This is a genomic window from Nannocystis pusilla (assembly GCF_020073745.1).
GTDB classification, from domain to species: domain Bacteria; phylum Myxococcota_A; class Polyangia; order Nannocystales; family Nannocystaceae; genus Nannocystis; species Nannocystis radixulma.
On sequence record NZ_JAIRAU010000056.1, the window covers coordinates 27,560 to 53,609 of the forward strand.

The following is a 26,050-nucleotide window of genomic DNA, read 5'->3' on the forward strand; positions in this document are numbered from 1 at the left end:
GCGTCGACGCACTCACGCGCCTGGCGGAACAGACAGGGTCGAGCAGACAGGTTCTTCGGGGCAGCCCGGACTCACGCGAAGGCCTGGCGCAGGCGCTGCTCGAGCTCGTCGAGGGCGGCGCGGAAGGCGTCGATGCGCGGGCCGAGGAGCGGGAGGTTCTCGGGCACCGCGAGTTCCTCGAGGTCCCGGCCGTATTCGAGCAGCGGACCGCCCGAGAGGTTGGCGAGGGTGCCGACGACGCGGTGGGCGATCCGCCGCACGCCGGCGGCGTCGCCGGCAGCGAGCGCGGCGGCGAACTCTTCGTGGATCTGCGGCAGGTCGGCGGAGAAGAGGCCGACGAGCATCGCCAGCAGGTCACGACGACCGCCGAGGCGCGCGAGCAGTTCTGCCTCATCGACCTCTACAGGAGGCGGCGCATGCACCTCGCCATCCTCGCGGATCTCGGCGCGCTTCGCAAGTCGCCGAGCGCGGCGAAGTGCAGCGCATCTCACCACGGTGCAGGGCGCCGCAAATCGCGATCGCGTGAGGCGGCGAAGAACGATGTTGCTCGCGCGAGGCGATCGCGACGATTGCGTACGCGCGGGTCGCGGCGCCCGTCGGTACGCGGTTCTGGCCGATTCCTTGGGCGCCGGATCGGCCGTGCTATGGTGCACCCCGCCATGAACGCCCCGCGCGCGATGATCCTCGCGGCCGGCCTGGGCACGCGCCTCGGCGGGCTCAGTGCCCTGCGGCCGAAGCCGATGTTGCCGGTCTGCGGTACGCCGCTGGTGCGCTGGGTGGCGCTGTGGCTGCGCTCGCAAGGCGTGCGCGAGGTCGTGGTCAACCTGCATCACCTCGGCGACCAGATCGAGGCCGAACTCGGGGACGGGTCGCAGCTCGGGATGGCGATCGCCTACTCGCGCGAGGACGGGGAGATCCTCGGGACAGGTGGCGCGCTGCGTCACGCGCGGGCGTTGCTCGACGACGGCAGCGGGGCGCCGATCGTGGTCGTGAACGGCAAGATCTTGCTCGAGCTCGAGCTGGGGCGCGTGCTCGCGGCTCACCGCGCGGCGCAGGCCGAGGCGACGATGGTGCTGCGGCCCGACCCGGAGGCGGAGCGCTGGGGGAGCCTGAGGGTCGACGCCGAGGGCCGCGTCGTGGGTTTGCTCGGGGCGCTGCGACCCGGCGCCGAGGCGGCCGAGCCGCTGATGTTCACGGGGGTCCACGTCCTCGAGCCGCGGTTCTTGGACCGCATCCCCGCGGAGGGTCCGCAGTGCGTGATCCGCACGGCGTACACCGAGCTGTTTCACGGCGGTCGCGGGCTCGCGGGCGTGGTGACGCGCGATTACTGGTGGGAGCACTCGACGGTGCAGCGCTACCTGCAAGGGGTCGCCAACGTGCTCGAGGGCCGGGTGCGCCTGCCCTTCGCCGAGCGGCCGCTGCGAGGCGTCGCGCCGAGCGCGTCGATCGGTGCGGGTGCGCACGTCGACGAATCGGCGTGGATCGGCGAGGGCGCGGTGATCGGCGCGGGCGCGCACGTGGGACCGCGAGTGCAGATCGGCGACAGGGCCGTGATCGCGCCGGGAGTGCGCCTGCGCGACGCGATCGTGTGGGACGGGGTCGAGGTGACGAGCGATGTGGAGTGCGCCGTGCTGTCCGAAGGGACAGCTTGAGCGGCCCTCAGGCCCCTGCGCGGGCGGCAACGAGCGCGGCCGATCGTGCAAGAGCTTGACGATGTTCGCGGCGGTCCGCTATGTCGGGCCGATGCAGACATTCAAAATGATCCTGGGCGGGGCAGTGGTCGCGGGTTCGCTGACGGGTTGCGTGATCAACACCGGTGGCACCGACACGAACGTCACGAGCCTGAGCACCGACACGAACGCCAGCACCGAGACCGACGCGACCGCGGGCACGGACTCGACCGATGGCACCGCGACCGACGCCACGGCGACCGAGGGGACCGCGTCGGCCACCGAGGGCACCGACACCGAGGCGCCGACGACCACCGAGGCGGCGCCGACGACCACCGAGGAGGCGCCGACGAGCACGAGCACGACCGGCACCACGACCGGCGGCGCCATGTGCGGCTGGAGCGCGGACGACGTCTACTACAGCTGCGGCTTCGAGGGCGAGGACCCGGACGGCACGTACCCGATCACCTGCCCCGACGGCCTCGCCGAGGGCGAGCCGTGCAGCAACACCGGGCTCACCGGCGAGGGCTGCTGCGACGCCAACGGCGACAACTGGTACTGCGGCGTGGACGAGGAGACGATGACGCAGGTCGTCGTGCTCATCACCTGCGAGTGAGCGTCGCTCGCGTCGCTCGCACCGCTCCGCCCCCCGCGCGCCCGGCTCGCAGGGGGCGGCGCTGCGTCAGGCCTTCGCCGCGGTGCGGCCCATGAGCTCGTCGATCTTGGCGCTCAGGAATTGCGAGAGCTGCTGGGTGCTCGACACGCGGAACTGGGCCAGCTCGAACACCAGCTTGGTCTGCTTGTCGAACTTGAACAGGCTGGTCTTCTCGACCTCCATGCTCAGCTGGAGGTTGGCGCCGAGGTACTCGACGGCGAGGTTGATGTCGGTGATGCCGAACTCCTTGCGCGCCTGCACGGGCGGCTGGAACTTGCCGGTGAAGCGCTGGCCGAGCGGCTCGGGGTCGAGCTCGGCGAGGCGGTAGTCGAGGGCGCCGAGGGCGTCGCGGATCTTCTCGATGTCGAGGTTGCGGACGGTGATCTGGCTGGCGGCGGAGATGTCGTAGGCCCACTCGATGTCGACGTAGCCGCGGACCTCCCAGTGGACGTCGCGGCCCGAGGGCGAGGTGCCCGGCGGCACGCGCAGCTGGAAGGTCAGCGGGAGGATCTCGTTCTTGGCGGTCCGCCACGGGCCCTGGCGCACCAGCACGCGGTCCCACACGTGGCCGTTCTTCGGGCCGCGCTTGTGGTACTCGACCAGCTCGACGAAGATCGAGGCGACGGTCTCGTTGTCGAGGGCGGTGAACTCGAGGTAGCCGTCGATGATGGCGGCGTTGGTGAAGGTGTCGCCGCGCAGGGCGATCAGCAGCACGCCGTTGTTGTTCGAGCCCTGGCGCCGGTAGGCGTAGTCGGCCGCCTTGGGCGCGACGGTGCCGCCGATCCCGAGCATGGTCTTCATCGGGCCGCCCTGGCTCGGCGGGTCCTGGAAGGCCGCCGCAGCGGCGGCCACGGGGCTCGTGGGCGCCATCTTGGCCGCCTTGCGCGACTCGATCAGGGCCTTGAGCTCGGCCGGCATCTCACCCAGCACGGTGGCGCCGCCCTGGGCCCCGCCGAGCCACTCGACGAGCAGCGGGATGTGGCCGAGGAACACCTGCTGGCCGGGATGCAGCGGCTGCGGGTCGGCGCTGACCGGCTCGCCGTTGATCCACGTGCCGTTCGACGAGCCCATGTCGCGGATGACGAGCTGGTCGCCGACGAAGGCGACCTCGGCGTGGCGGCGCGAGACGCTGACCTCGTTGGTGGGGAGGCCGCAGGTCGGGTCGCGGCCGAGGAGGACGCGCGGGTTGCTGGCGTCGAGCTGAACGGAGGCGCTGCCGAGCTGGAGCTTGACCTTCTGCATGTCCCGCATGGCAGCCGCATTCGCCCGCCGAGTCAACAGGCGCGGGGCGAGACAGCGACAGCGCGGAGCTCCGCGCGATCGTGTGCGGGAGCGCGGAAGGCCGCGAAAACGCGGTCATGAGCCGCCGAGCAGGCGAACCTGGCGCGCGCGACAGGTGGGGTCTCGCGGCTCCAATTCGTCGGCCCGCCGCGCATGGACGAGGGCCTCTTCGCGGCGCCCGAGGCGGTGCAGACTGACGGCGAGATCCCAGCGGCAGCGGGCGTTCGTGGGATCCTGCTCGACCGCGCGGGCCTCGAGCGAGGTGGCGGCGTCGATGTCGTCGCGGGCGTACAGGACGGCCGCTCGCGCGTGCGCGTGCCCGGCCGTGGGGTCGAGGGCGAGGGCGCGGCGCAGGTCGTGCTCGGCACGGTCGAGGTCGCCGTCGCGAAGGGCGATCGTGCCGCGGGTGGCATGCGCTCGCGCGCGCTGGCGGGCGTCGAAATCGAGGGTGCGGGGATCGACGAGGTGGATCGTCGTCGCCGTCGTCGGCAGGCGTCGCGCTTGTGTCGGGCTCGAGCGCGCAGGGGCTCAAATGAGATGTCCGATAGGACAGGTGGATCAGGCGGCCGCCGGCTCTTCGTTGAGGAGGACGAGGAGGACCTCGAGGGCGTCGACGACGGTGAAGATGCCCTCGAGCTGGCCGTCGCGCATGACCAGGGCGGCGCCGATCTTCCGCTGCGACATGTCCCAAACGACCTGTGACAGCGGGCTGTCGGGATCGCACACGTAGGGGTCGGGGGTGCAGACCGACTCGATCTTGGTGTGGACGGGGTCGAGGCCCTGGACGGCCAGGATGTGGCCGATGTCGCGGTCGCTGACGATGCCCACGAGGTGGCCGGCGCTGTAGACCGGGAGGTGCCGGACCTGGAGCTGGAACATCCGCGTGTAGGTGTCGACGAGGTTGAGGCCGCCGTCGATGATGAACGGGTCGCGGGTCATGAACTGGGCGACGGTGAGGCGAGACGGTCGCATGCGAGCTCCTCCTGGCGAGAGGTATGGACCGGATCGTGCGATCGCGCCAAAATGGGCGATAGAGGGCGGCTGCGCCCGATCTGGCGTGCTAACTTCGGCGCCATGAAGCGACTTGCCATGCTTATCGCGTCGTTCGCGGCGACCGCGTGCCAGAGCCCGAGCCAGGAGACCGGCGCCACCGAGACGACGGAGCCCCAGACCTCGACGACCACGGCCGAGACGAGCGACGACTCGACGACGACCACCGGCACGACGGGGCCGACCTCGGGGCCGACCACGAGCACGGCGACCAGCGCGGACACGACGAGCACGAGCGAGGACACGACGAGCACGAGCGAGGACACGACGAGCACGGCGACCAGCACGACGAGCACGGCGACCGGCGACGACACGACGGGCACCACGGCCGACACGACCACCGACGGCACGTGCGGGCTGCCGCCGCTGTCCGAGGAGGTGATCCAGACGCTCGGCTTCAACGTGTTCGGCTCGAATTTCGAGACGCAGCCGGGCACCGTCGTGCCGACGGACGTCGGGGCGATCGAGTGCTGCTACTTCAAGCAGCCGGTCGAGGCGTGCGTGGTCTACTCCGTCGAGCCGGGGGAAGGGGCGACCATCTCGCCCGAGGGCATGCTGACGATCGCCGCCGACGCGGTGCCGGGGACCAAATACACGGTGACGGCCGACGTCGAGGACGGGCGCAAGGTGCTGACGACCGAGGTGTACGTGTACACGCCGGCGTCGAACCCGCTGGTGGGGTTGTGGCACGAGGTGGCGCAGATCCCGTGCGACGACGGGCCCGAGGTGGCGCCGGAGCAGCCGATCGGCGAGCTGTGGTTCCGCGCCTGGGGCGAGGTCAACGTCACCTGGATCCCGTTCGAGATCTACGTCGACTACTGGTCCGACTACACCTACGACCTCGACACCGGCGACCTCGAGATCGTGCCGAATGCCGGCAACTACGTGCCCGCCGACGTCGAGGGGGTCGGCACGTTCACGGTCGAGGGCGAGCAACTTGTCCTTCAGGACATGTGGCTCGGCTCGCCGCAGGACGCCATGAAGCCGGCGAACTGCGGCCACCGCTTCGAGCGCTAGGAGCCTGTCCAGGAAATCGCGTGGCCGAAGGCGCGGGGCCGTGGAGATCTGGGTGACGGCGGGCACGGAGCGGCGGAGCGGGTCCCTCGCTACGGCGGGGCCCTCCCAGGCAACGTGCTCGGCGCCCTTGGGCTTCGATGATGAGCTGTCGTTGAGGACAGGTTCGTTCGTGCTTCGCGGACGATGGCGCCTGCGCGCGGTTGCCTGCGGCCCCTCCCGCCTGCGTCCCACTCCGCCGCTCCGTGCCCGCCTGCGGAGAGCGTCGCCGGCCCCGCTTGTCGCCGTGCGGGTTCATTCGCCCAGGCCATGCGCCCGGATGTCTCGAAGGACATGAGAATCCTCGCGACGAATCAACGATGTTCACAGCTCGATTTCGCGCGAAGGTATTTCATGAAGGACGGCATGAGCAAGACATTCCGCCCGTGGGAGATCGACCAACTCCAGCTCCTGCCGCCGTCCGTGCACGAGCTCGTGCCGGAGGGCCACGTCGCCCACTTCGTGCGGGATCTGGTGCGGGAGTCGCTCGACCTGTCGGAGATCTTCGGCGCGTACACGGAGGAGCGCGGGCAGCCTCCGTTTCACCCTGCGATGATGACTGCGCTGCTCCTGTACGCCTATTCGCAGGGCGTGTTCTCGTCGCGGAAGATCGCGCAGGCGTGTGAGCAGCGAGTTGACTTCATGGCCGTAACTGCGTGTCAGCGGCCGGATCATCGCACGGTTAATGACTTCCGCCGGCGGCATCTCCCGGCGCTCGGCGGTCTCTTCGGCCAGGTTCTCCGGCTGTGCCAGAAAGCCGGACTGGTGAAGCTCGGACACGTCGCGCTCGACGGGACGAAGATCAAGGCGAACGCCTCGAAGCACAAGGCGATGAGCTACGCGCGGATGAAAGAGGTCGAGCCGCAGCTCGCGGCCGAGGTCGCGCGGTGGTTCGCTGAGGCCGACGACCTCGATCGTAGCGAGGACGATCGGCACGCGGATGGTCGCGGCGACGAGATGCCGGCATGGGTGCAGAGCAAGCAGGAGCGCCTGGCAAAGATCCGTGCGGCGATGGCGGCGCTCGAGACCGAGGCTGCCGCCGAGGCCGCTGCTCGTGACGGGGACCGACGCGCAGCCCAGGAGGCCAGGGCGCGCGACGAGGAACGGCCGGAACCGACTGTGCCGCGACCTCACCACATGGCTGATGGGACACCTTCGGACAAGGCCCAGCGCAATTTCACCGATCCCGAGAGCAAGTTGATGATGACCAAGGACGGCTTCGTGCAGGGCTACAACGCCCAGGCCGCCGTCGACAGTGCCTCCCAGGTGATCGTCGCCGAGATGGTGATCGCCGAGCAGAACGACGTCCGTGCGCTCGCACCGATGCTCGCACAGATCAAGGCGAACACGGGCAGGCAGGCGCGTGAACTGTCGGCCGACGCGGGCTATTGCTCGGAGGCGAATCTCCGCGAGCTCGGTCGCCGACACGTCCGTGGCTACATCGCCACCGGACGGATCAAGCACAGCGAGGGGAGCGCGAAGGGTCGCATCGGCCAGCTCCCCGGCACACGTGCCCATGACATGCGCATGCGACTCGCCCGCGCCGGATATCGGAGTCGCTATCACCTGCGCAAGCAGGTCGTCGAGCCCGTCTTCGGCCAAATCAAGGCCGCGCTCGGCTTCGGCCGCTTCCTCATGCGCGGTATGAAGAAGGTGCAGCTCGAATGGCGGCTCGTCTGCACCGCTCACAACTTGCGCAAACTGCTGACCGCAGTCGGTCGCGCCGCACTCGCCGCCGCTCGGTGAGCCTCCCGCACGACGACAAGCGGGGCCGGCGACGCTCTCCGCAGGCGGGCACGGAGCGGCGGAGTGGGACGCAGGCGGGAGGGGCCGCAGGCAACCGCGCGCAGGCGTCATCGTCCGCGAAGCACGAATGAACCTGTTCTCAACGACAGCTCACCATCGAAGCCCACGGGCGCCGAGCACGTTGCCTGGGAGGGCCCCCCCGTCGCGAGGGACCCGCTCCGCCGCTCCGTGCCCGCCGTCACCCAGATCTCCACGGCCCCGCGCCTTCTGGCGCGCGTTTTCTCAGGCAGGCTCCTAGGAGATCGGGGCGACGCGCACGGGCAAGCCGCCGCTCGGACCGGCGGTGATGCCCTTCTGCGTGGCGTGGACCTTGAAGTCGGGATCGGGGCTGACGCTGAAGCGGGTGAACAGGCGGGCGAGCACGATCCGCATCTCGTGCTCGGCGAAGGCGGCGCCGAGGCAGCGCCACACGCCGCCGCCGAACGGGAAGTGCACGGTAGCCGAGGGCCGGCGCTCGAGCATGCGCTCCGGCTTGAAGGCGTCGGGCTCGCTCCACAGCGAGGGGTGGCGCTGCATGAGGTAGACGCTGAGCATGACGATCGTGCCGGCCGCGAGGTCGCGGCCGAGCAGGCGCATCGGCCTGCGCAGCCGGCGAGACACGCCGATGCCGATCGGGTAGAGGCGCATCGCCTCGGCGATCGCGGCGCCGAGGTAGTTGAGGTCGCGGACGCGCGCGGGGTCGAAGCCGCCCTGCATGACCTGCTCGACCTCGGCGCGCACGCGGGCCAGCGCCTCGGGGTGGTTCACGAGGCAGTGCACGGCCCAGCACAAGGACAGCGAGGTGGTCTCGTAGCCGCCGATGACGAGCATGAGCAGCTGGGCGTGCAGCTCTTCGCGCGACATCGGCTGGCCGTCGGCGAAGCGGGCGCGCAGCATCAGCGCGAGCACGTCGTTGCGGGTCTCCGGGCCGTCGGCGAGGCAGCGATCGATCTCCGCCTCGAGGAGGGCGTGGATCCGGCCGAGGCGGTCGGCGATCCGCTGCACGGGCAGGCGCGAGGGGGTGAACGGGACGTCGACCGCGACGGCGCGGGCTCGCCGGCTGAGCTTCATCAGGGCGACGTGGGCCCGGGTCGGCGTGAGCGCTGCGCCGAGCGCGAGCATGTCGGGGCCGAACACGCCCTGCAGGTACTCGACGACGAGGGTGCGCAGCTCCTCGAAGCGCGGGCCCTCGGCGACGCCGAACAGGCAGCGCAGGATGACGCGCATGGTGATGTCCTGCATCGGCCCGACCATCGGGAAGGTGGTGCCCTGCGGCAGCTGGTCGAGCACGCCGTCGGCGATCTCCAGCATGGTCGGCCCGAAGGCGCGCACGCTCTCGGCGTTGAAGGCGGGGTTCAGCAGCTTGCGCCGCTGGCGGTGGTGCTCGTCGTCGGTGAGGATGAGCGCGAGCGGGTCGACGAACAGCTCGACGCCGCCGGCGAACCGCTCCAATTGATCGTAGGAGCCGGTGAGCAGCTGGCGCACGGCGTCGGGCTCGCTGCACACCAGCACCGTGGGCATGCCGGCCATCCGCAGCTCGGCCAGCTCGCCGCTCTTGCGCCGGAGATCGTCGAGGAATCGATAGGGGTCCCTGGCGATCTTGACGAGGTTGTCGATCGGCTCGATCGCCCCCTGCCACCGGTCTCGAAGCGTGTGAAACATCGGCGCACCGTCTAGCACGGGGGATCGCCGGCGGCCACGGCGAACGCCGAAAGCTCGGGCGCGCCGGCGCTCGTCGCCGTGTATGTTGGCACCGATCCAGCAGACGGCAGGCGCTCGCCGAGCTGGTGCGGTCGCCCGCGATCGCGGGCGGGACGAGCCTCGGGCGCCGCGTGGGCGCGGACGCCCCGGCGGCGGCGAAGCTCACGCAGCACGCGGTCGATGTCGAGGACGCCGGCTCGTACAGGGCGCTGCTCGCCGGCCACCACGCGGCGATCTGCACCCTCGGCGTCGGACTGCGACGAAGGGGTCGCGTGAGGAGCTGTGGAAGATCGATGTCGCGAGCAGGGCGTGTCGTCATTCGCGTCGCTCGGGGCGGTCGCGCCGACGCCGGCTCGCGCTCCTGCTACCTGAAGATGAAAGGCGAGCTCGAGGCGCGGCTGATCGTGCTGGCTTTCACCGCACGAGCCTGTGCCGGGCCGCTGCGGAAGTTCCGCGGGATCTCGGTGGTCGACCTCGAGCGGGCGATGGCGCGCGACGCGGGGCGCGACGACCCGGGCGTGCACGTGTACCACTGGGCCGAGTTCTCCGCGCTGGTCCGAGCGGAGAGGTAGGGGAATCTACCTGGCGCGCGGTCGGTGCATGTCGATACATGCTTCTCGGGACATGTTGTAACGGGATCGTAATCTCGGCGGCGGCGGCGGCGCCTGCTGGATCGCGGATCGGGGTCGCGGTGTAGAGTCGGCTCGACGCGATGTCGACACCCACTCACGACAAGCCCCTCATCCGTAGCGTCGCAACCTTCCTCGCCTTCGTCCTGGTCGGGGCCGGCGTGTACGCCTGGCAGCAAGCGTCGCGCGCGGCCCCACGCAAGCGCGCGGCGGTCGAGCAAGGCCGGCCGGTGCGCGTGCTCGAGCTGGCGCCGCTCGAGGTGATCCCGCGGACTTTCGGCTACGGCGCGGTCGAGGCCCAGCGCGAGTGGCAAGCGCTGGCGGAGGTGTCGGGCACGGTGGTCGAGGTGGCGGACCGGCTCGAGGTCGGCCGCGTGGTCCAGGAGGGGACGGTGCTGCTGAAGATCGACCCCGGCACCTACGCGATCGAGCAGGGCCGCTCGGAGGCGGTGGTGAAGGCGGTGAAGGCCCAGATCGCCGAGATCAAGGCGCGCGAGGCCAGCGCGGCGTCGAACCTGAAGATCGACGAGCGCGCGCTCGAGCTGGCCCGCGGCGAGCTGGCCCGCGTGCGCTCGTTGTACGAGCAAGGAGCGGCGCCGCTGACCGACGTCGAGGTCGCCGAGAAGGCGGTGATCACGGCCGAGAAGACGGTGCAGACGTTCCGCAACACGCTCGGGGAGCTGCCGGCGACCCGCCGCGTGCTCGAGGCCCAGCTCGAGCAGCAACAGGCGGGGGTGGCGACGACCAGGCTCTCGCTGGCGAAGACGGAGATCGTGGCGCCGTTCACGATGCGCCTGCGCGAGGTCAACGCGGCGCTGCAGCAGGTGGTCACCGGCGGGCAGGCGCTGATCGTCGGCGACGGCATCGACGTGTTCGAGATCCCGGCGCAGGTGCCGGTCGGCAGCCTCGGCTCGCTGCTGCCGCCGCGCAAGCCGGACGAGGCCAGGCCGGAGGCGGGGGCGCCGTCGCGGCTCGAGGCGATCGAGGCGATCGTGCGCCTGGAGGGCCAGGGCGTGCAGCGCAGCTGGAAGGGCAAGTTCCGCCGCTTCGGCGGCATCGACCCGAACACGCGGATGATGATCGCGGTGGTCCAGGTCGACGACGCGCGCGAGGCCGGCTCGCAGGGGCCGCGGCTCAACCGCGGGCTGTACGTCGAGGTCGAGCTGCGCGGGCCGCCGCGCGCCGACTGCCTGGCGGTGCCGCGCGAAGCCTACCACGACGGGACGCTGCACGTGGTCGGCGCGGAGGACAAGCTCGAGCTGCGCAAGGTCGAGGCGACGCTGGTGCAGGAGGAGTTCGTGTGCGTGACCGGCGAGGTGCAGGCCGGCGACAAGATCGTGCTGACCGACCTGGTCCCGGCGCTGGCGGGGATGCTGCTGGCGCCGCGCGTCGATGACGAGGGCACCGCCGCGCTGGCGCGGGCGGCCCGCGGGGAGGCGCCGTGATCGTCTATTTCGCGCGGCACCCGACGGCCGCAAACTTGTTGATGCTGGTGCTCGTGATCCTCGGCCTGGTGGCGCTGCCCGGGCTCAGGCGCGAGTCGTACCCGGAGTTCGAGCCGTCGCAGATCCGGATCTCGGCCTCGTACCCGGGCGCCGACGCGGAGATCGTCGACGAGACGCTGGTCCAGAGCATCGAGGAGGCGCTCGCGGGGCTCGACGGGGTGGCGCAGATGACGTCGCAGGCGCGCGAGGGCTCGGCGTCGATCACGATCGATGTCGACGACGCGGTGCCGCTGGCCGACGTGCTCGCCGACGTGAAGTCGGCCGTCGACGGGGTGCGCGACCTGCCGCCCGACCTCGACCCACCGACGGTGGCGGCGGCGACCCGCCGGGCGCCGGTGGCCTCGATCGCGATCACGGGGCCGATGTCGGCCCAGGACCTCAAGCTCTACTGCGAGCAGCTGCGCCGCGAATTGCTGCGCGACGAGCACGTCGCCCAGGTCTCGATCGCGGGCTTCTCGACCCACCAGATCCTGATCCAGCTCAAGCAGTCGGCGCTGGCCCGCCACGGGCTGTCGGTGGCCGACGTCGCGGCGGCGGTGCAGGCCCAGAGCGTCGACAGCCCGATCGGGACGATCGAGCGCGCAGGCGGCGACATCCTGGTCCGCTACTCCGACAAGCGCACGGACGTGGGGGCGCTGGCCGAGCTGGTGGTCAAGGGGGCGGCCGGGGGCGCGGAGATCCGCCTCGCCGAGGTGGCGAAGATCGAGGACACGTTCGCCATCGAGGAGGAGCAGACGCAGTTCAACGGCGAGCGCGCGTGCACCCTCGGGATCACCAAGACGGCCTGGCAGGACAGCCTCGACGTGCTGGGCGCGATCGAGGCGTTCCTCGCCGATCAGGAGCTGCGCAAGCCGACCGGCGTGAAGCTGACGCTGACGCAGAACGTGGCCTCGGCGGTGGCCGACCAGATCGGGCTGCTGTTCACCAACGCGTGGCAGGGGCTCCTGCTGGTGTTCGTCACGCTGTGGCTGTTCTTCCACGTGCGCCTGGCGTTCTGGGTCGCGGTCGGCCTGCCGGTGTCGGTGCTCGGCTCGCTCTGGCTTTTGGGACAGCTGGGCCAGACCATCAACATGATGACGATGATGGGCATGCTGGTCGCGCTCGGCCTGGTGATGGACGACGCGATCGTGCTGGCCGAGAACTTCGCGGCCCACCGCGAGCGCGGGGCGACGTCGGTCCGCGCGGCGATCGACTCGGTCAAGGAGGTCGCGTCGGGGGTGGTGTCGTCGTTCCTGACGACGGCCGCGGTGTTCGTGCCACTGATGGGCATCGAGGGCCGGATCGGCCGCGTCCTGCAGGTGATCCCGGTGGTGCTGCTGGCGGTGCTGGCGGTCAGCCTGGTCGAGGCGTTCTTCATCCTGCCGAACCACCTGTCGCACACGTTCCGCGACATCGACCCGCGCCAGAAGAGCCGGGCGCGCGCGTGGTTCGACGCCGGGTTCGCCCGCTTCCGCGAGCGCCGGCTCGGCGGGGCGGTCGACTTCGCGGTGCGCAACCGCTGGGCGGTGCTCGGCGCGACGGTGGCGGCGCTGATCGTGTCGGTCGGGATGCTGTCGAGCGGGCGGCTGCGCTACGTGGCGTTCCCGGCCGCGGAGGGCGATGTCGCCGAGTTCCGCCTGGCGCTGCCGCCGGGGGCGCCGCTCGAGCGCACGCAGCAGGAGGTCGACCGCGTGGTCGCTGCCGCCTGGCGCGTGAGCGAGAAGCTGACGCCGGAGCAGCCGGAGCAGAAGCCGCTGGTCCGCAACGTGTCGGCGCGCTTCAACTACAACGCCGACGTGACCGACGAGACAGGGCCGCACCTGGCGACGGTGTCGGTCGACCTGCTGGGGATCGAGAGCCGCGCGACCACGCTCGACGCGTTCTCGAAGGCGTGGCGCGCGGAGACCGGGCCGCTGCCGAGCGCGGCGGTGACGAAGTTCGCCGAGGGCACGCGGGGCGGGCCGGCCGGCAACGCGATCGAGGTCGAGATCCAGTCGGAGGACCTGGGGCGCGCGACGGAGGTGTCGCAGCGGATCCAGGCGTGGTTCATGCAGAACCCGGGGGTGTTCGACGTCGGCGACAACCTCGACCCGGGCAGCGAACAGGTGCGCGTGCGCCTGCGGCCGGGCGCCGGCTCGACCGGCCTGACCGGCAGCGCGGTGGCCCAGCAGGTCCGCTCGGCGCTGTCGGGGGTGTCGGTGCAGACGTTCCACACCCAGGGCGAAGACTACGAGCTCTACGTCGAGCTCGAGCACCGCGGCCGCGACACGATGGCCGACCTCGAGCTGCTGCCGATCGCGGTCGCGCCGGGCGTGAACATGCCGCTCGGGTCGATCGCCACCATCGAGCTGACGAGCAGCTTCGCCCGCCTGAACCGCCGCGACAGCGTGCGCACGGTGACGGTGACGGGCAGCGTGTCGGCCGAGGAGGCCAACGCGTCGGAGCTGATGGGCCGCTTCATGGCCGAGGCGGCGCCGGAGATCGAGCGCGAGTTCCCCGAGGTCCGGCTGGCGGCCGGGGGGGCGGCCAAGCAGTCGGCCGAGGCGCTGAACTCGATGCTGACGCGCATGATGATGGGGCTGTTCGCGGTGTTCGCCCTGCTGAGCCTGCAGTTCCGCAGCTTCGCGGCGCCGCTCATCGTCATGCTGGCGATCCCGTTCGCGTTCGTCGGGGTGGTGTGGGGCCACCTGCTGCTGGGCATGCCGCTCAGCTCGCAGAGCATCTTCGGCCTCATCGCCATCGCGGGGGTGGTGGTCAACGACTCGATCCTGCTGATGGAGTTCATCAACTTGGCGCGCTTGCGCGGCGACTCGCCGGTGGCCGCGGCCGGGCAGGCCAGCCGCGACCGCTTCCGCGCGGTGCTGCTGACGTCGGCGACGACCATCGCCGGGCTGTTCCCGATCATGTTCGAGACCAGCCGCCACGCGCAGTCGCTGGTCCCGGTGGCGGCGTCGATCGTGTTCGGCCTGGCCGCGTCGACCGTGCTGGTGCTGATCGTCATCCCCGCCGCCTACGCGGTGCTGGCCGACCTCGGCCTGGCCCCGCGGCCGTACGCGGGCGACGAGGAGGATTGAGAGGTGGCCTTCGGGACATGCCCATTGCAGCATGTCCCGAAGGGAATGTCCGAATGTACATGTTTTTGTGGGAATGTCGTAAGGAGCATGTTTTGTAAGCCGCCCCATGCGTGAAGGCCCGGGCGAGCCGCGGCGGACACCCGGCGCGGTCGTGCGCGTGGCCGCGGGACCGGGGGAGCCCAGGACGGGCGGGCGGGGCTCGCGGTCGCGGGCGAGTTCTGCGATGCTCGTCGCGTCGTGCGTCCGTCCGCCGCCGTCCTCGTCGCCGCCTGGGTGCTCGCGCCTGCTCGCGCGAGCGCGGGGGAGGCCGACGACCCGGGCTCCCGTCATGCCAACGACCTGTTCGGCGCGGCGCTGGCGCTCGACGGCGACCGGCTGGCGGTCGCGGTCCCCGGGTCCAACGCCGGGGGCTTCGACGCCGGGCTGGTCCACGTCTACGAGCACGACGACGGCGAATGGCGGCTCGCGGCGCAGCTGCACAGCCCGGGCGACGAGCCGGCGCGCGCGCACTTCGGCCGGTCCGTCGCGCTCGCGGGCGACACGCTGGTGGTCGGCGCGACGATCGAGGACGGCTACATCGGCAACACGGACGTGCGCCGCGGCGCGGTGTACGTCTACACGCACGAGCGCGGCGACTGGCAGCTGGCGGCCAGCCTCGGCGACGAGGGCACCGACAGCGACAGCTTCGGGCAGGCGGTCGCGCTGGTCGGGGATACGCTCGCGGTCGCCAGCGACTGGCGGGTGCGCGAGCGTTCGCGGCTGGCGACCCAGGTGCACGTGTTCCGCCGCCACGGCGCCGCCTGGGACGCGGAGGCCCGCATCGATCTGCCCGAGCCCGACTTCGCGGCGCTCGCCCTCGGCGACGGCACGCTCCTCGTGTCCACCGGCTGGGAGTTCGCGGCGCATCGGCGCGACGGCGCGAGCTGGCGCGCCGATCCGTCGCCGGTCGTCGAGCCCGGCGCGATCGACGAGGTGGTCGTCGACGGCGATGTCGCGCTGGTGCTCGACCGCCAGGAGTCGCGCGTGTCGGTCCATCGCGACCGCGACGGCGCGTGGTCGCTGGAGGGCGAGCTCGTCGTCCCCGAGGTCTCGGACCTGGTCGGCAGGCCGGCGCTCGCGGGTGACCTGATCGCCGCCGCGGTCGACGACGAGCTGGGGCGACACGTCGTGCTGTGGCAGCGGCAAGACGAGGGATGGCAGGAGTTCGGAGCTGTCGGCGCCCCCTCCGAGCTCCACGAGTACGCGGTGTTCGGCGAGGGGCTGGCGGTCGACTCGCGCTGGCTCGCCATCGGCGTGCCCGAGGCCGGTGCCGGGTTCGAGCGATCCGGCCTCGTCCACGTCCACGCGATCGACGACGGGCTCCCCGAGGTCGCGCGCCTGTCTCCCGAGGATTCGCTCACCGGCTGCGGCTGCCGCACCGGCGGCGGCCCCGGCGGGCTGTTGGGCGGTGTGTGGTTGCTCGCTCGTCGGAGGCGTCGGCGGTGAATCTTCGTATCTTGCGTCGCGCCGGTCTGCTGGCGCTGTTCACCGGCGTGGCGCTGACCTCGGCCCGGCCCGCGCGGGCCTGCTCGAGCAGCGACCTCGACCGCGGTCTGACGATCAAGACGGTCGGCGAGGCGCGACAGATCGCCGGCGACGGCGTGCTCGCGTTCGACGCCTTCATCCGCGGCGAGGCGCCGGAGGTCGCGCTCGCCCGGTTCTCGCTCTACCTGTCCTCCGAGACAGATGGCGAGATGATCGCCGGGGAGCTGAGCCACCGGTTGCTCGGCGACGCCGCGTACAGCATCTTCGACGACCATGGCGAGATCGTCCTGGTGTGGCGGCCGATGACGCCCCTGGCCCCGGGCGAGTACACGGCGCACGCGACGCTGATGGCGAGCTTCCCGATCGAGTGGAGCTTCCCGGTGGTGGTCGTCGACGCGCCGGCCGCTCCGCTGTCGCCGCCGCGGGTGCAGGACATCGTCGCGATGGAACTGGACCACGAGGCGCACGAGCGGGTCTGCTGCGAGCAGGCGCCGACCAGCTGTGGGCCGCGGAGCCTGTGCCTGCCGACGCGCGTGCAGGTGGTGCCGGGCTTCCGCGTCCGCGCGACCCTCGAGCCCGCCGACGTCGAGCGTGCGTGGCTATGGGTCGCGCCGTGGGACGGCGCGGCGGTCGGGGCGCCGTTCGAGCGGATGAACCACTGGCAGGCCTACCCCGACGCATGGCCGTGGTGGTCCGAGTGGACGGTCGAGCACGACATCCACCTGCCGGAGGCCGTGGGCGAGCGCTGCATCGTCGTCGGCGCGACCAGCCTGATCGACGGGAGCGTCGCCCTGGCGCCGCCGTTCTGCGGCGAGCTGGCTGCCGCCCACGAGGAGTCGCGCACCCCCGACTTCGCGGGCTTCGACGACGTGGGGGAAGGGTGCCTCGGTCCGCCCGTCTACGAGCACGACGGCAGCCCGTACCCGCCGGAGCCCGCGGGGGGCTGCCGTGTCGCGTCGACCGGCGGCGGGCCACTCGTCGTCCTCGTCATCCTCGTCGGTCGCCGGCGTCGCCGCGTCGGCCGAGCAGCGGCGGCGGGTATGATGAATGCTCGTTGGAGCATGCGTCGAGGGACATGCTTCAACGAGCAGGTCCGAACGGGCATGCTTTTTAACACATGTCCCTCGGGGCAGTGCCCGCGCGGCGCTCAGGCGCGGGGCTGGCTGGCCTCGACGGCCACGGCGACGCGCCACAGCGCCAGGAACATGGCGACGCAGGCGAGGCCGCGGGCGGCCCACGACGACCAGGCCTCGCCGACGCCGTGCACGGCGACCAGGATGATCGCGCCGGCGACCGCCCAGCGGGTCAGGCTGAGCGCGCCGGAGGCCAGCCACAGGCGCGGGCTGCGGGCCACGTCGACGCACGCGCGCAGGTACTCGCGCGGGTGGACCCCGCGCTCGCCGTGGAGCACGCGGCGGGCCGCTGCGAGATCTCCGGCGCAGGTCGCAAAGGTCAGGAGGACGATCAGCACCACCAGCTCGACGACGGCGTGCGAGCCGGACAGGGCGTTGGCGACGAAGGTGAGGATCAGGCGCAGGACCACGCCGTAGAGGCCGATCAGGGCCAGGACCGGCAGGTTGCCGAGGCTGGCGCGGCCGAACTCGGCCCAGGCGCTGGTGCCGAGCGCGCCGGCGTCGTGCAGGCGCAGGAGCACGCCGCCGCGGACGAGCAGCGCGAGCGCGGCGCCGAGGAGCCCGCTGGCGACGGTGGCGGCCACGAACACGGCGACGATCGCGGGGCTCTGGCCGAGCAGCTCGGCGAGGGCGGCGATCAGGCGGTCCGGGTGGGTCCACACGCGGCCGTTCATGGCGGTGCGCACGGCGGCGCCGACCGGCTGGGCGAGGCACCACGCGAGGCCGAGCTGGAGCGCGCACAGGCCGAGCCACAGGCCGGGGACGCGGGTGACGCGGCGCAGCGAGTTCACAGGCCGAGGCCTCCGAGCAGCGCGAGGTCGGCGGCCTCGGCGAAGCGCGCCGCCGGGTCGCTGATGCCGTCGGGCTTGGAGTGGCCGGTCGCGCGCATGTGGTTGTCGAGGCGCTCGCCCTCGAGCAGCAGCTTGTCGTCGGGGTCGACGGCGACGGCGACGAGGCGCCGGCCGGGGAAGGTGAACACGCGGTAGCGGGCCTGGCCGTCCCACACCAGGCGCTCGCGCGCGCCGTCCTTGAACTCGAACTCGAGCTCGACCGGCACGCGGAACTCGCCCTCGCGGACGATCAGGGCGAAGCCCTCGCCGGCGCCCTCGTCGGGCTCGTCGCCCTCGTCCTCGGGCGCGGGGGCCTCGGCCAGCGCGAGCGCGCCGTCCGGGCCGCGGTGCCAGCCGCCGGTGCCGACGGCCCTCTTGTTGGCGATCCGCGCCACCTTGAAGTCGACCGCGGCGGTGGTCTTGAGGCCCTGCTCGAGGTAGTCGCGCAGGTCGAGGTCGATCGGCTGTCCGTCGGCACCTGTCTCGGAGATCCTGACCTTTGCGCCCAATTCGCGCAGGAGCACGGCGACGAGGTCGTCGCCGGTCGGGTGGCGGAAGCGCCAGGTGTCGCAGTAGATGCGGAAGGCGCGGTCGAACTTCTCGGGGCCGACGAGCGCGCGCAGGGTGTGGAACACGGCGGCGGTCTTGCGGTAGACGGTGCCGCCGAAGGTGCCGGTGAAGTCGCGGTACACCTCGGCGGGGCGGTCGACGGGGTCGAGCCCGGAGCCGGCGCCGAGGGCGACGCGGATCATGTCGACGGTCGAGACGCGCTGGTTGCCGATCCGGGCGATGCTGGCGTCGGCGCCGAGCCAGTCGTCGAGCGCGAGGGTGTTGGAGAACGAGTTGATGCCCTCGTCGAGCCACGGCTGGGTCGCCTCGTCGGAGGCGAGCAGGCCCTGGAAGTACTGGTGGCCGAATTCGTGGATGGTGGTGAACTCGCCGGTGAGCAGCTCGTGCACGCCGAGCAGGCGCAGCGGCAGGGGCAGGCGCAGGATGTCGGAGGTGGTGAAGAGGGTCGGGTACTCCATGCCCTGGGCGCCGCCGGCCGACTCGGGCGGGTGGACGATCGTGATCGTCGACCACGGGTAGGGGCCGAAGCGCGCGTCCATGCTCTCGAGCGCGGCGACCTGGGCGTCGAGGTGGCGCTGGACGTCGCCCGCGAGCGCGCGCGGGACGAGCTGGCGGATCCTGACGTCACGCCACATGTCGGAGTACTCGAGGAAGTCGGGCGAGGCCGCCCACGCGAAGTCGTGCACGGCCTCGGCGCGGTAGCTGAGCCGCTTGCGCCCGTTCTCGGGCGGGCGCGCCTCGACCTGCACGCCGGTTGCCCCGACGACCATGTCCTCGGGGACATCCAGGTGGACCTCGTAGTCGCCGAAGTCGGCGTAGAACTCGCTGTGCAGGGTGAAGACGTGGGCCTGCCAGCGGTCCTCGTGGCGCACGGCGAGCTTGGGGTACCACTGGCCGACCATGTGGAAGTCGCCGTCGTAGCCGGTGCGGGCGAACACCCGCGGCAGCTGGGTGAAGAAGTCGAGCTCGACGGTGACGGCCTCGCCGGGGCCGACCGCCTGCGGCAGGGCCAGCTGGCCGAGGCTGGGGTCGCTGCCCTCGACGAGGGTGAGCGCGGTCGCGGCGGCGTCGCGCTGCTCGGGCGCCTTGAAGTCGGCGGTCGGCCCGTGGGCGAGCAGGCGAGCGGCGCGGACGTCGATGTAGCCCCACTTGCCGTCGCCCTTGTTCTGGCGCGCGCCCCGGTGGGCGCCGCGGGCCTCGGCCATCCACGCGGTGTCCTCGGCGCGGAAGCCGTTCATATAGAGGTGGAGGACCAGCGCGTCGACGGGCGAGCGGGTGCTGTTGCGCCAGGTGATCCGGGCGGTGCCGCTGACGGTGTGCTTCTCGGCGTCGAGGCTGGCGTCGAGGACGTAGTCGGCGAGCTTGATGCCGTCGGGGATCGGGCCGCGGACGTCGGGCGGTCGCAGCGGCTCGCTCGGCTCCGGCGCCTGCCGCTCCGGCGGCGCGGCAGGTTCGCACGCGACGACGCCGACGAGGGCGCAGACGGCGGCGCGGCGAAGGAGACGAGTGCCCACTGCGAGCATCGGACCAGGGCTGTACCACCGGAGTTTCGCGGCGCACAAGGCCGCTCCGCGGGGCTTTTCGGCGTGTACACTCGCGGCGTGAGCGCAGGGGCCATCGATTCGGGCGCAGGCGCCGGTGAGCCCGCCGGGTCGACGCTGAAATTCACCGACCTCGACGAGGAAGCGCTGGCGCTGCGCGGGCGCGCGCTCGGGGCGTGTCTGCGAGCGGGCGACGTGGTGCTGCTCCACGGCCCCATGGGCGCGGGCAAGACGACGCTCACGCGTGCGATCGCCGTCGGGCTCGGCGTCTCGCATCCGTCGCGGGTCCAGAGCCCGACCTTCACGCTCTGCATGGTCCACCGCGGCCGAGGCCCCAGCCTGTGCCACGTCGATCTGTTCCGCCTCGGCGGCGACGGCGACGAGGGCTTCGGCGGCGGCGCGGGCTTCGATTCCCTCGACCTCGAGGACATGCTCGTGGAGGCCGGCGCTTTCGGTGAAGCGGCCGAACAGCCGTATGCCGATCGGGGCGCGGCGATGATCGTCGAGTGGGGATCTCGATGGCGATCACCGCCTGCAGATCACCTGGCGATCACGCTGACGCGTCCGTCCGTGGACCGCAGATCCCTGTTCGCCGCGGCCACTGGCCCCCGTGCGGCCGCGCTGCTGTGCGCGTGGTCGGCCGCCTGCGAGGCGCTCTCCTCCTCTTAAAGGAAGGAACGGCAAGGTCGCAAGAGACCTGGCCGGCGAGCCTCACGGGCTTTCGGGGCAGATGCGATCTCTGGTGCTCGCGGGCTGTGACGCGGGCTTCAGGGAGATCGGCAACTGCTCGCAGCATCGAAATTCGCCGCGGCGACGTCGACGAAACGCCAGCGAATCGGCGGCCGCGGCGGCGCGTAGACGGCCAGATTCATGGAATTTCGCCGATTTAGCGGCGACGCATGCATGGCGCCGAAGGTGCGATCGACGTCCCCGGCTGGTCGGCGCGACCTAAGGTACACGGGCCGCTACCCCCTCCCCGCAGCCCCTCCCCGAAAAAAGTTGGCTCCTACGCTGCAAATTTGCCTTTGCAGAGCAGATGTTCCGGATTATGGTCCTTGCCGAGCAACGAGGTCGGGCTTCTCCGATCTACCGCGACCTCCTCCCCATTCTCGTCCGCACGGACGTACGAGCGAAAGAACCAACAATGGCAACCAAGAACAAGGCACCCAAGGAAATCCTCGTCGTCGGCAGCAAGGTCAAGGACGTCATCCGTGACGCGGGTCTCCGCAGCGATGGCGAGCTGATCCAGGCCGTGTCCGACAAGGTCCACGAGCTGCTCGGCGCCGCGATCGAGCGCTGCAAGAGCAACAACCGCAGCACCGTCCGCCCCTACGACCTGTAGGCCGTTCGGCCCCCCGGGGTCGCACGAGAGAAGGCCGTCCCCTCCAGGGCGGCCTTTTTTCGTATGCTCGTTCGTCGCCGCGAGCGCCGGGGACCGGTGATTCTCACCGAGTTCGGCCGCGAGCGGGCCGGGGAATCCTCGGTGTGTCTGCTCGGACATGTGCGCCAGGTCATGTCCCTGGAGACATGGCCGTCCGGTCACTCGCCGGCGGGCGCCTCTTCGATCTGCCAGCGCTCGAACACCGCCGGGTTGTGGTCGATCTCGACCAGGAAGCGGCTCGGCCGCATGATGTGCGACGGCCCGTCGCGGGTCTCCTCGATCACCGGATAGCAGCAGTACAGCTCGTCGGCGGCGCGGGTGGCCGCGACGTAGAACAGGCGCCGCTCCTCCTCGAGGTCGGCGGGGTCGCGCACGGCGGTGGCCATGGGGAAGCGGCCCTCGGCCAGCCACAGCACGAAGCAGATCGGCCACTCGAGGCCCTTGGCCTGGTGGACGGTCGAGAGCACCAGCATGTCGTCGGGCTCCTCGGCGCCGAGCACGTTCTCGGCGCTCATGCCCTGGACCAGCGCGAGCTCGCTGAGGAACTCGTTGGCGCCGTCGTAGCGCTCGGCGTAGCCGGCGAGGTGCTCGAGGTCGTCCTTGCGCGCGGCCGCGTTGGGGAAGTTGCGCTCGGTGTATTCGCCGTAGTGGCGGGCGACGACCTCGCGGATCATCGCCCCCGGGCTGCGCAGGTTCGGGTCCTCGAGGATCGCCCACAGCTCGGCGAGCCGCTGCAGCGCCGGCCGGGCCCGCCCGCGCGCGAGGCCGGCCTGCTCGGCCAGGACCGCGCCGCTCGAGGCGTTGCCCGCAGATGTCTCTTTGGCCAGGAGCACGGCGAGCTGCTCGGCCGTCTGCGCGCCGATCCCCGGCCACAGGCGCAGCAGGCGGATCCACGACAGGCTGTCCTGCGGGTTCTGGCGCGCGCGCAGATAGGCGACGACGTCCTTGATGTGGGCCTGCTCGAAGAAGCGGAGGCCGCTGCGCACGCTGTACGGGATCTGCCGCCGCGTCAATTCGACCTGGAGCTCCAGGCTGTGGCTGTGGTTGCGGTAGAGCACCGCCATGCGCGCCAGGGGGAGGTCGTACTCGTGGTGCAGCTCGAGCACGCGCTGGGCGATGAACTCGGCCTGCTGGAACACGTCGCGCAGCGGGATGACGGCCGGCTTGACGCCCGGCTTCTTCACCGCCACCAGCTCCTTGGGGTATTGCTTGACGTTGCGGGCGATGCTGCGATTGGCGAGCGCCAGCACCTCGGGGGTCGAGCGATAATTGATGGTCAGCGGATACAGCCGCGCGTTCGGGTGGCGGGCGCGGAACTCGGCGATCTGGGCGAAGTCGGCGCCGCGGAAGCCGTAGATGCTCTGGGCGTCGTCGCCGACGCACACCAGGCTGCCGTGGCCCTTCGCCATCGCGTCGACCAGCGCGCCCTGGATCGCGCTCACGTCCTGGTACTCGTCGACGAGCACGTGGTCGTAGGCGCCGCGCACCAGGGCGGCGACGTCGGCCAGCTTGGGCTCCTCGAGCAGGCGCAGCCAGTGGATCAGCAGGTCGTCGAAGTCGCACACGTTCATGTGCCGCTTGCGCTCGGCGAAGCGGACCGCGACCTCCTCGACCATGACGGCCTGGTCGAGCAGGCGCAGGCCGTGCTCCTCGACGACCTGCAGCAGCGGCTTGCGGGTGTTGGCGGCCAGGCTGATCAGGTTGGCCAGCACCTTGGGCTGGGGGAAGCGGCGCGCGGTGAGGGTCTGCAGGCCGAACTCGGCGACCACGGCGCTGAGCAGGGTGCGCGCGTCCTCGGGGTCGAGGATGCCGAAGTCGGGCGAGAGGCCGATCGCGGCGCCGTAGCGGCGGAGGATCCGGTTGCCGACGTGGTGGAAGGTGCCGGCCGAGCAGCGCCGCATCTCGACGCCGAGCAGCGACTCGACGCGCGCGACCATCTCGCGCGCGGCGCGATTGGTGAATGTGCACAGGAGGATCCGCTCGGGGTGGCAGCCGCCGGCGACCAGCCGCGCGACGCGGTAGGTCAGCGTGCGGGTCTTGCCGGTGCCGGCGCCCGCGAGCACGAGGATCTCGCCGGGGTCGGCCTCGACGACGGCGAGCTGCTGCGGGTTGAGCTCGCGCGAGAGGTCGAACGGCTGGCGCGTCGGGGCGCTCGACTTGAGGACGTACTTCATCCGAGGTGCTTCTGCATGAACGCGAGGATCTGCTCCTCCATGTGCACGCGGTCCTCGAGGCCGCGCGGCATGTGCCGCTCGTCGGGGAACAGCAGCAGCTCGTAGGCCTTGCGCGCGCGGATGAGGGCGCCGATGAGCCGCGAGGTGTGGCGGAAGTGGACGTTCTCGTCGATGAGGCCGTGGACCAACATCAGGGCGCCGCGCAGCTGGCCGGCGTGGGCCATGACGCTGCTCTCGCGGTAGCCGTCGGGGTTGTCGGCCGGGGTGCCCATGTAGCGCTCGGTGTAGTGGGTGTCGTAGCCGTCCCAGTGGGTGACCGGCGCGCCGGCGACGGCGAGGCGGAACACGTCGGGGTGGCGCACCATCGCCATCGCCGACAGGTAGCCGCCGTAGCTCCAGCCGTAGATGCCGACGCGCTCGGGGTCGACGAGGCCGAGCGCGGCGAAGTGACGCACGCCGTCGACCTGATCCTCGAGCTCGACGCGGCCGAGGTCGCGGTAGATCGCGCCCTCGAAGGCGAGGCCGCGGCGGGCGCTGCCGCGGTTGTCGATCTTGATCACGAGGTAGCCGCGGCTGCGCAGCGCCTGGGCCCGCATGTCGACGGTGCTGCCCCAGGTGTCGACGACCCGCTGGGCGTGCGGGCCGCCGTAGACCTGCACCAGCGTGGGGTAGGGCGGGCCGGCCGGGACCGGGGCGCCGCGGGCGTCGGGGCGGCTGGCCGAAGGGTCAGGTCGGTAGATCGCCGCCCACAGCTCGTCGCCGTGGCGGTTGCGGAAGCTGACCAGCTCGGGCGGCGGCAGGTCGAGGCCGGCCAGCCGCGGGTCGTCGTCGCCGGGCAGCTCCGCGAGCACCTCGCCGTCGTCGAGGCCGCGCAGCGACAGGCGGGTCGGGTGCTGCACGCTGCTGTGGGCGTCGACGAAGCGCCGCTTGGCCCGGTCGACGACGACGTCGTGGACGCCGGGCTCGCGCGTCAGCTGGACGACGTCGCCGCCGGCCAGCGGGACCATGAACAGGTGCTTCTCGGTCGGGCGGTCGCGCCAGCCGGTGAAGTAGACGCGGCCGCGCTCCTCGTCGACGGTCACGACATGGTCGATGGGCCATGTCCCCTGGGTCAGCTCGCGGATCGGCGCGCCGTCAGCGGCGCGCAGCTCGAGGTGGCGGAAGCCGCTGCGCTCGGACGACCACACGAAGGCGCCGGCGAGCTCGCCCTTCTCGAGCGGGCGCAGGTCGTCGTGGAGGTTGTACCAGGGCTCACCTGTCTCTTCGAGCAGGAGGGTGCGGGCGCCGGTGCGCGGGTCGAGGCGGACGAGGCGGTGGTGCTTCTGCGCGCGGTCCTGCAGCTGAGCGGTGAGGCTGCCGTCGGGGAACCACTTCACGCGCGCGAGGTACTCGAACTCGCCGAGGTCCATCCACGTGACGCGGCCGCCGACGACCGGGACGACGCCGAGGCGCACGCGCGCGTTGGGGCTGCCGGCGAACGGGTAGCGGTGGTCCTCCTGCGCGCCCTCGCCGACGGCGTCCTTGCCCTGGTGGACGATGCGGTAGATCGGGATGTGCGTCTCGTCGACCTCGACGAACGCGAGCTGCTTGCCGTCGTCGGACCACCAGAAGCCGTGCGGGCGGTGCATCTCCTCCTGGGCGATGTACTCGGCGAGGCCGTGGGTCTTGCCGGTCCCGCGCGCGCCGCTGGTGAGCTGCTTCGGCGCGCCGCCGGCGACGTCGACGACGTACAGCTCGTCGTCGTGGACGTAGGCGGCGCGGCGGCCGTCGGGCGAGAGGCGGGCGTCGAGGGCCGGCTTGCCCGGGCCGGGATCGACGAGCAGGCGCAGCTCGGCGTCGGCGGGGGTCTTGACGTAGATCTTGCCGGTGAGCGGGACGAGCAGGGTGTCGCCCTCCTCGGCCCACGCGTAGGCGGTGATGCCGAGCTCGCGCTGGCGCAGCCGCTCGCGCCGCAGCTTCTCCTCGAGCGAGAGGTTGTCCTCGGTGGCGCCTCCGCCGGGCGGGGCGACCAGCAGGCTCTCCTCGCCGGTCTCGAGGTCGCGGCGGTAGAGCTGGCGCACCAGCGTGCGCTCGGGGCTGCGGAGGTACACGAGCGCGCGACCGTCGGGGGTGAAGGTGATCGCCTGCGGGCCGACGACGCCGGGCAGCGGATAGGCGGCGGCCTCCTCGAGCGGGAGCGGGGGCTTGAGCGTGGGGAGCGTGGTCATGACGGGCTGTTTCGGCGCGGGCGCGTCGTCGCTGCGGCCGCACGCGCCGGCGAGCGCGAGACATGCGAGCGCGAGCACGCGGACGAACGATGCGTCGGAGTTGCGGGGGGACGGCACGCGCGTGCATCTTGGCACACTCGCGCCCGGTCGCGGCGAGCGCCGTGGCCTGCGGCCGGCCCGGCGTGAACCAGGCGACGACCCGAGGTCGCAAGTCGCGACGGCGACCGCGTCGCCGCGCCCGTCGCTGCGTGCGAGTTTCATGGCGGGCGTGTGCGGAAGCACCGGCCGCGGACAGCCGCGGCGATCGG

20 protein-coding genes are annotated in these 26,050 nt (G+C 71.7%); 10 read left to right on the forward strand and 10 right to left on the reverse strand.

Annotated features, from left to right (window positions below; genetic code table 11):
• Positions 1 to 71 precede the first annotated feature (71 nt).
• Positions 72 to 422, reverse strand: coding sequence for an Hpt domain-containing protein (locus tag K7C98_RS37890; protein WP_224196774.1), 351 nt, complete (start codon positions 420 to 422; stop codon positions 72 to 74).
• 237 nt (positions 423 to 659) lie between these two features.
• On the opposite strand from K7C98_RS37890, the gene K7C98_RS37895 reads away from it, so the two are divergent.
• Positions 660 to 1,652: a nucleotidyltransferase family protein gene (locus K7C98_RS37895; protein ID WP_224196775.1), complete on the forward strand. Its 993-nt coding sequence runs from the start codon at positions 660 to 662 to the stop codon at positions 1,650 to 1,652.
• 91 nt (positions 1,653 to 1,743) lie between these two features.
• Positions 1,744 to 2,286 (forward strand): hypothetical protein, encoded by a 543-nt coding sequence (locus K7C98_RS37900; protein WP_224196776.1) that lies wholly within the window; start codon positions 1,744 to 1,746, stop codon positions 2,284 to 2,286.
• Between the two features lie 66 nt (positions 2,287 to 2,352).
• On the opposite strand, the gene K7C98_RS37905 is transcribed toward K7C98_RS37900, so the two are convergent.
• The 3 genes from K7C98_RS37905 to K7C98_RS37915 all read right to left on the reverse strand — a co-directional run bounded on the left by K7C98_RS37905 (position 2,353) and on the right by K7C98_RS37915 (position 4,578).
• Positions 2,353 to 3,567, reverse strand: coding sequence for an FHA domain-containing protein (locus tag K7C98_RS37905; protein ID WP_224196777.1), 1,215 nt, complete (start codon positions 3,565 to 3,567; stop codon positions 2,353 to 2,355).
• 114 nt (positions 3,568 to 3,681) lie between these two features.
• Entirely contained in the window at positions 3,682 to 4,098 is a 417-nt protein-coding gene (locus K7C98_RS45560; protein WP_431312850.1) for a tetratricopeptide repeat protein, read from the reverse strand.
• A gap of 66 nt (positions 4,099 to 4,164) precedes the next feature.
• Positions 4,165 to 4,578: a CBS domain-containing protein gene (locus tag K7C98_RS37915; protein WP_224196778.1), complete on the reverse strand. Its 414-nt coding sequence runs from the start codon at positions 4,576 to 4,578 to the stop codon at positions 4,165 to 4,167.
• 102 nt (positions 4,579 to 4,680) lie between these two features.
• Between K7C98_RS37915 and K7C98_RS37920 the strand changes: the two genes are divergently transcribed.
• Entirely contained in the window at positions 4,681 to 5,673 is a 993-nt protein-coding gene (locus tag K7C98_RS37920; RefSeq protein ID WP_224196779.1) for a hypothetical protein, read from the forward strand.
• A 402-nt stretch (positions 5,674 to 6,075) separates the two neighbouring features.
• On the forward strand, positions 6,076 to 7,455 hold the full coding sequence (locus tag K7C98_RS37925) for an IS1182 family transposase (protein ID WP_224190927.1): 1,380 nt from the start codon (positions 6,076 to 6,078) through the stop codon (positions 7,453 to 7,455).
• A 294-nt stretch (positions 7,456 to 7,749) separates the two neighbouring features.
• Here K7C98_RS37925 and K7C98_RS37930 read toward each other — a convergent pair whose 3' ends face one another.
• Positions 7,750 to 9,156: a cytochrome P450 gene (locus K7C98_RS37930; RefSeq protein ID WP_224196780.1), complete on the reverse strand. Its 1,407-nt coding sequence runs from the start codon at positions 9,154 to 9,156 to the stop codon at positions 7,750 to 7,752.
• 413 nt (positions 9,157 to 9,569) lie between these two features.
• On the opposite strand from K7C98_RS37930, the gene K7C98_RS37935 reads away from it, so the two are divergent.
• The 4 genes from K7C98_RS37935 (at position 9,570) to K7C98_RS37950 (ending at position 15,867) form a co-directional block, all read left to right on the forward strand.
• Positions 9,570 to 9,767 (forward strand): hypothetical protein, encoded by a 198-nt coding sequence (locus K7C98_RS37935; RefSeq protein ID WP_224196781.1) that lies wholly within the window; start codon positions 9,570 to 9,572, stop codon positions 9,765 to 9,767.
• Positions 9,768 to 9,907: 140 nt separating this feature from the next.
• Positions 9,908 to 11,269 (forward strand): efflux RND transporter periplasmic adaptor subunit, encoded by a 1,362-nt coding sequence (locus K7C98_RS37940; protein WP_224196782.1) that lies wholly within the window; start codon positions 9,908 to 9,910, stop codon positions 11,267 to 11,269.
• Entirely contained in the window at positions 11,266 to 14,382 is a 3,117-nt protein-coding gene (locus tag K7C98_RS37945) for an efflux RND transporter permease subunit (protein ID WP_224196783.1), read from the forward strand. The genes K7C98_RS37940 and K7C98_RS37945 overlap by 4 nt, the downstream gene beginning before the upstream one ends.
• Positions 14,383 to 14,619: 237 nt before the next feature.
• Positions 14,620 to 15,867 (forward strand): FG-GAP repeat protein, encoded by a 1,248-nt coding sequence (locus tag K7C98_RS37950; RefSeq protein WP_224196784.1) that lies wholly within the window; start codon positions 14,620 to 14,622, stop codon positions 15,865 to 15,867.
• 220 nt (positions 15,868 to 16,087) lie between these two features.
• On the opposite strand, the gene K7C98_RS37955 is transcribed toward K7C98_RS37950, so the two are convergent.
• The 3 genes from K7C98_RS37955 to K7C98_RS45255 all read right to left on the reverse strand — a co-directional run bounded on the left by K7C98_RS37955 (position 16,088) and on the right by K7C98_RS45255 (position 19,953).
• Complete coding sequence (locus tag K7C98_RS37955; protein WP_224196785.1) at positions 16,088 to 16,342, reverse strand: hypothetical protein; 255 nt, start codon at positions 16,340 to 16,342, stop codon at positions 16,088 to 16,090.
• Positions 16,343 to 17,053: 711 nt separating this feature from the next.
• Positions 17,054 to 17,830 carry a hypothetical protein gene (locus K7C98_RS37960; protein WP_224196786.1) on the reverse strand — a complete coding sequence of 259 codons (777 nt, stop codon included), beginning with the start codon at positions 17,828 to 17,830 and terminating at the stop codon, positions 17,054 to 17,056.
• The gene (locus K7C98_RS45255) at positions 17,827 to 19,953 is read right to left on the reverse strand and encodes a M1 family metallopeptidase (protein WP_224196787.1); all 2,127 of its coding nucleotides are present in this window, start codon (positions 19,951 to 19,953) and stop codon (positions 17,827 to 17,829) included. The genes K7C98_RS37960 and K7C98_RS45255 overlap by 4 nt, the downstream gene beginning before the upstream one ends.
• A 174-nt stretch (positions 19,954 to 20,127) precedes the next feature.
• Between K7C98_RS45255 and K7C98_RS37970 the strand changes: the two genes are divergently transcribed.
• Together K7C98_RS37970 and K7C98_RS37975 are read left to right on the forward strand one after the other, a co-directional pair.
• On the forward strand, positions 20,128 to 20,649 hold the full coding sequence (locus tag K7C98_RS37970) for a tRNA (adenosine(37)-N6)-threonylcarbamoyltransferase complex ATPase subunit type 1 TsaE (RefSeq protein WP_263430209.1): 522 nt from the start codon (positions 20,128 to 20,130) through the stop codon (positions 20,647 to 20,649).
• Between the two features lie 475 nt (positions 20,650 to 21,124).
• Complete coding sequence (locus K7C98_RS37975) at positions 21,125 to 21,322, forward strand: hypothetical protein (protein WP_096326703.1); 198 nt, start codon at positions 21,125 to 21,127, stop codon at positions 21,320 to 21,322.
• A gap of 197 nt (positions 21,323 to 21,519) precedes the next feature.
• Here the strand turns inward: K7C98_RS37975 and K7C98_RS37980 are convergent, their stop codons facing one another.
• Together K7C98_RS37980 and K7C98_RS37985 are read right to left on the reverse strand one after the other, a co-directional pair.
• On the reverse strand, positions 21,520 to 23,535 hold the full coding sequence (locus K7C98_RS37980; protein WP_224196789.1) for an ATP-dependent helicase: 2,016 nt from the start codon (positions 23,533 to 23,535) through the stop codon (positions 21,520 to 21,522).
• Entirely contained in the window at positions 23,532 to 25,859 is a 2,328-nt protein-coding gene (locus K7C98_RS37985; protein WP_224196790.1) for a S9 family peptidase, read from the reverse strand. The genes K7C98_RS37980 and K7C98_RS37985 overlap by 4 nt, the downstream gene beginning before the upstream one ends.
• Between the last annotated feature and the right edge of the window lie 191 nt (positions 25,860 to 26,050).

Bases quoted from the DNA above. Each gene is read 5' to 3' on its own strand.
- K7C98_RS37895 (WP_224196775.1), top strand. From the start codon at position 660: ATGAACGCCCCGCGCGCGATGATCCTCGCGGCCGGCCTGGGCACGCGC.
- K7C98_RS37900 (WP_224196776.1), top strand. From the start codon at position 1,744: ATGCAGACATTCAAAATGATCCTGGGCGGGGCAGTGGTCGCGGGTTCG.
- K7C98_RS37905 (WP_224196777.1), bottom strand. From the start codon at position 3,567: ATGCAGAAGGTCAAGCTCCAGCTCGGCAGCGCCTCCGTTCAGCTCGAC.
- K7C98_RS37915 (WP_224196778.1), bottom strand. From the start codon at position 4,578: ATGCGACCGTCTCGCCTCACCGTCGCCCAGTTCATGACCCGCGACCCG.
- K7C98_RS37920 (WP_224196779.1), top strand. From the start codon at position 4,681: ATGAAGCGACTTGCCATGCTTATCGCGTCGTTCGCGGCGACCGCGTGC.
- K7C98_RS37925 (WP_224190927.1), top strand. From the start codon at position 6,076: ATGAGCAAGACATTCCGCCCGTGGGAGATCGACCAACTCCAGCTCCTG.
- K7C98_RS37930 (WP_224196780.1), bottom strand. From the start codon at position 9,156: ATGTTTCACACGCTTCGAGACCGGTGGCAGGGGGCGATCGAGCCGATC.
- K7C98_RS37935 (WP_224196781.1), top strand. From the start codon at position 9,570: ATGAAAGGCGAGCTCGAGGCGCGGCTGATCGTGCTGGCTTTCACCGCA.
- K7C98_RS37940 (WP_224196782.1), top strand. From the start codon at position 9,908: ATGTCGACACCCACTCACGACAAGCCCCTCATCCGTAGCGTCGCAACC.
- K7C98_RS37955 (WP_224196785.1), bottom strand. From the start codon at position 16,342: ATGTCCTGCACCCGCGGCGGCGACAGCGGAGCGGCCGGCGCGTCGACG.
- K7C98_RS37975 (WP_096326703.1), top strand. From the start codon at position 21,125: ATGGCAACCAAGAACAAGGCACCCAAGGAAATCCTCGTCGTCGGCAGC.
- K7C98_RS37980 (WP_224196789.1), bottom strand. From the start codon at position 23,535: ATGAAGTACGTCCTCAAGTCGAGCGCCCCGACGCGCCAGCCGTTCGAC.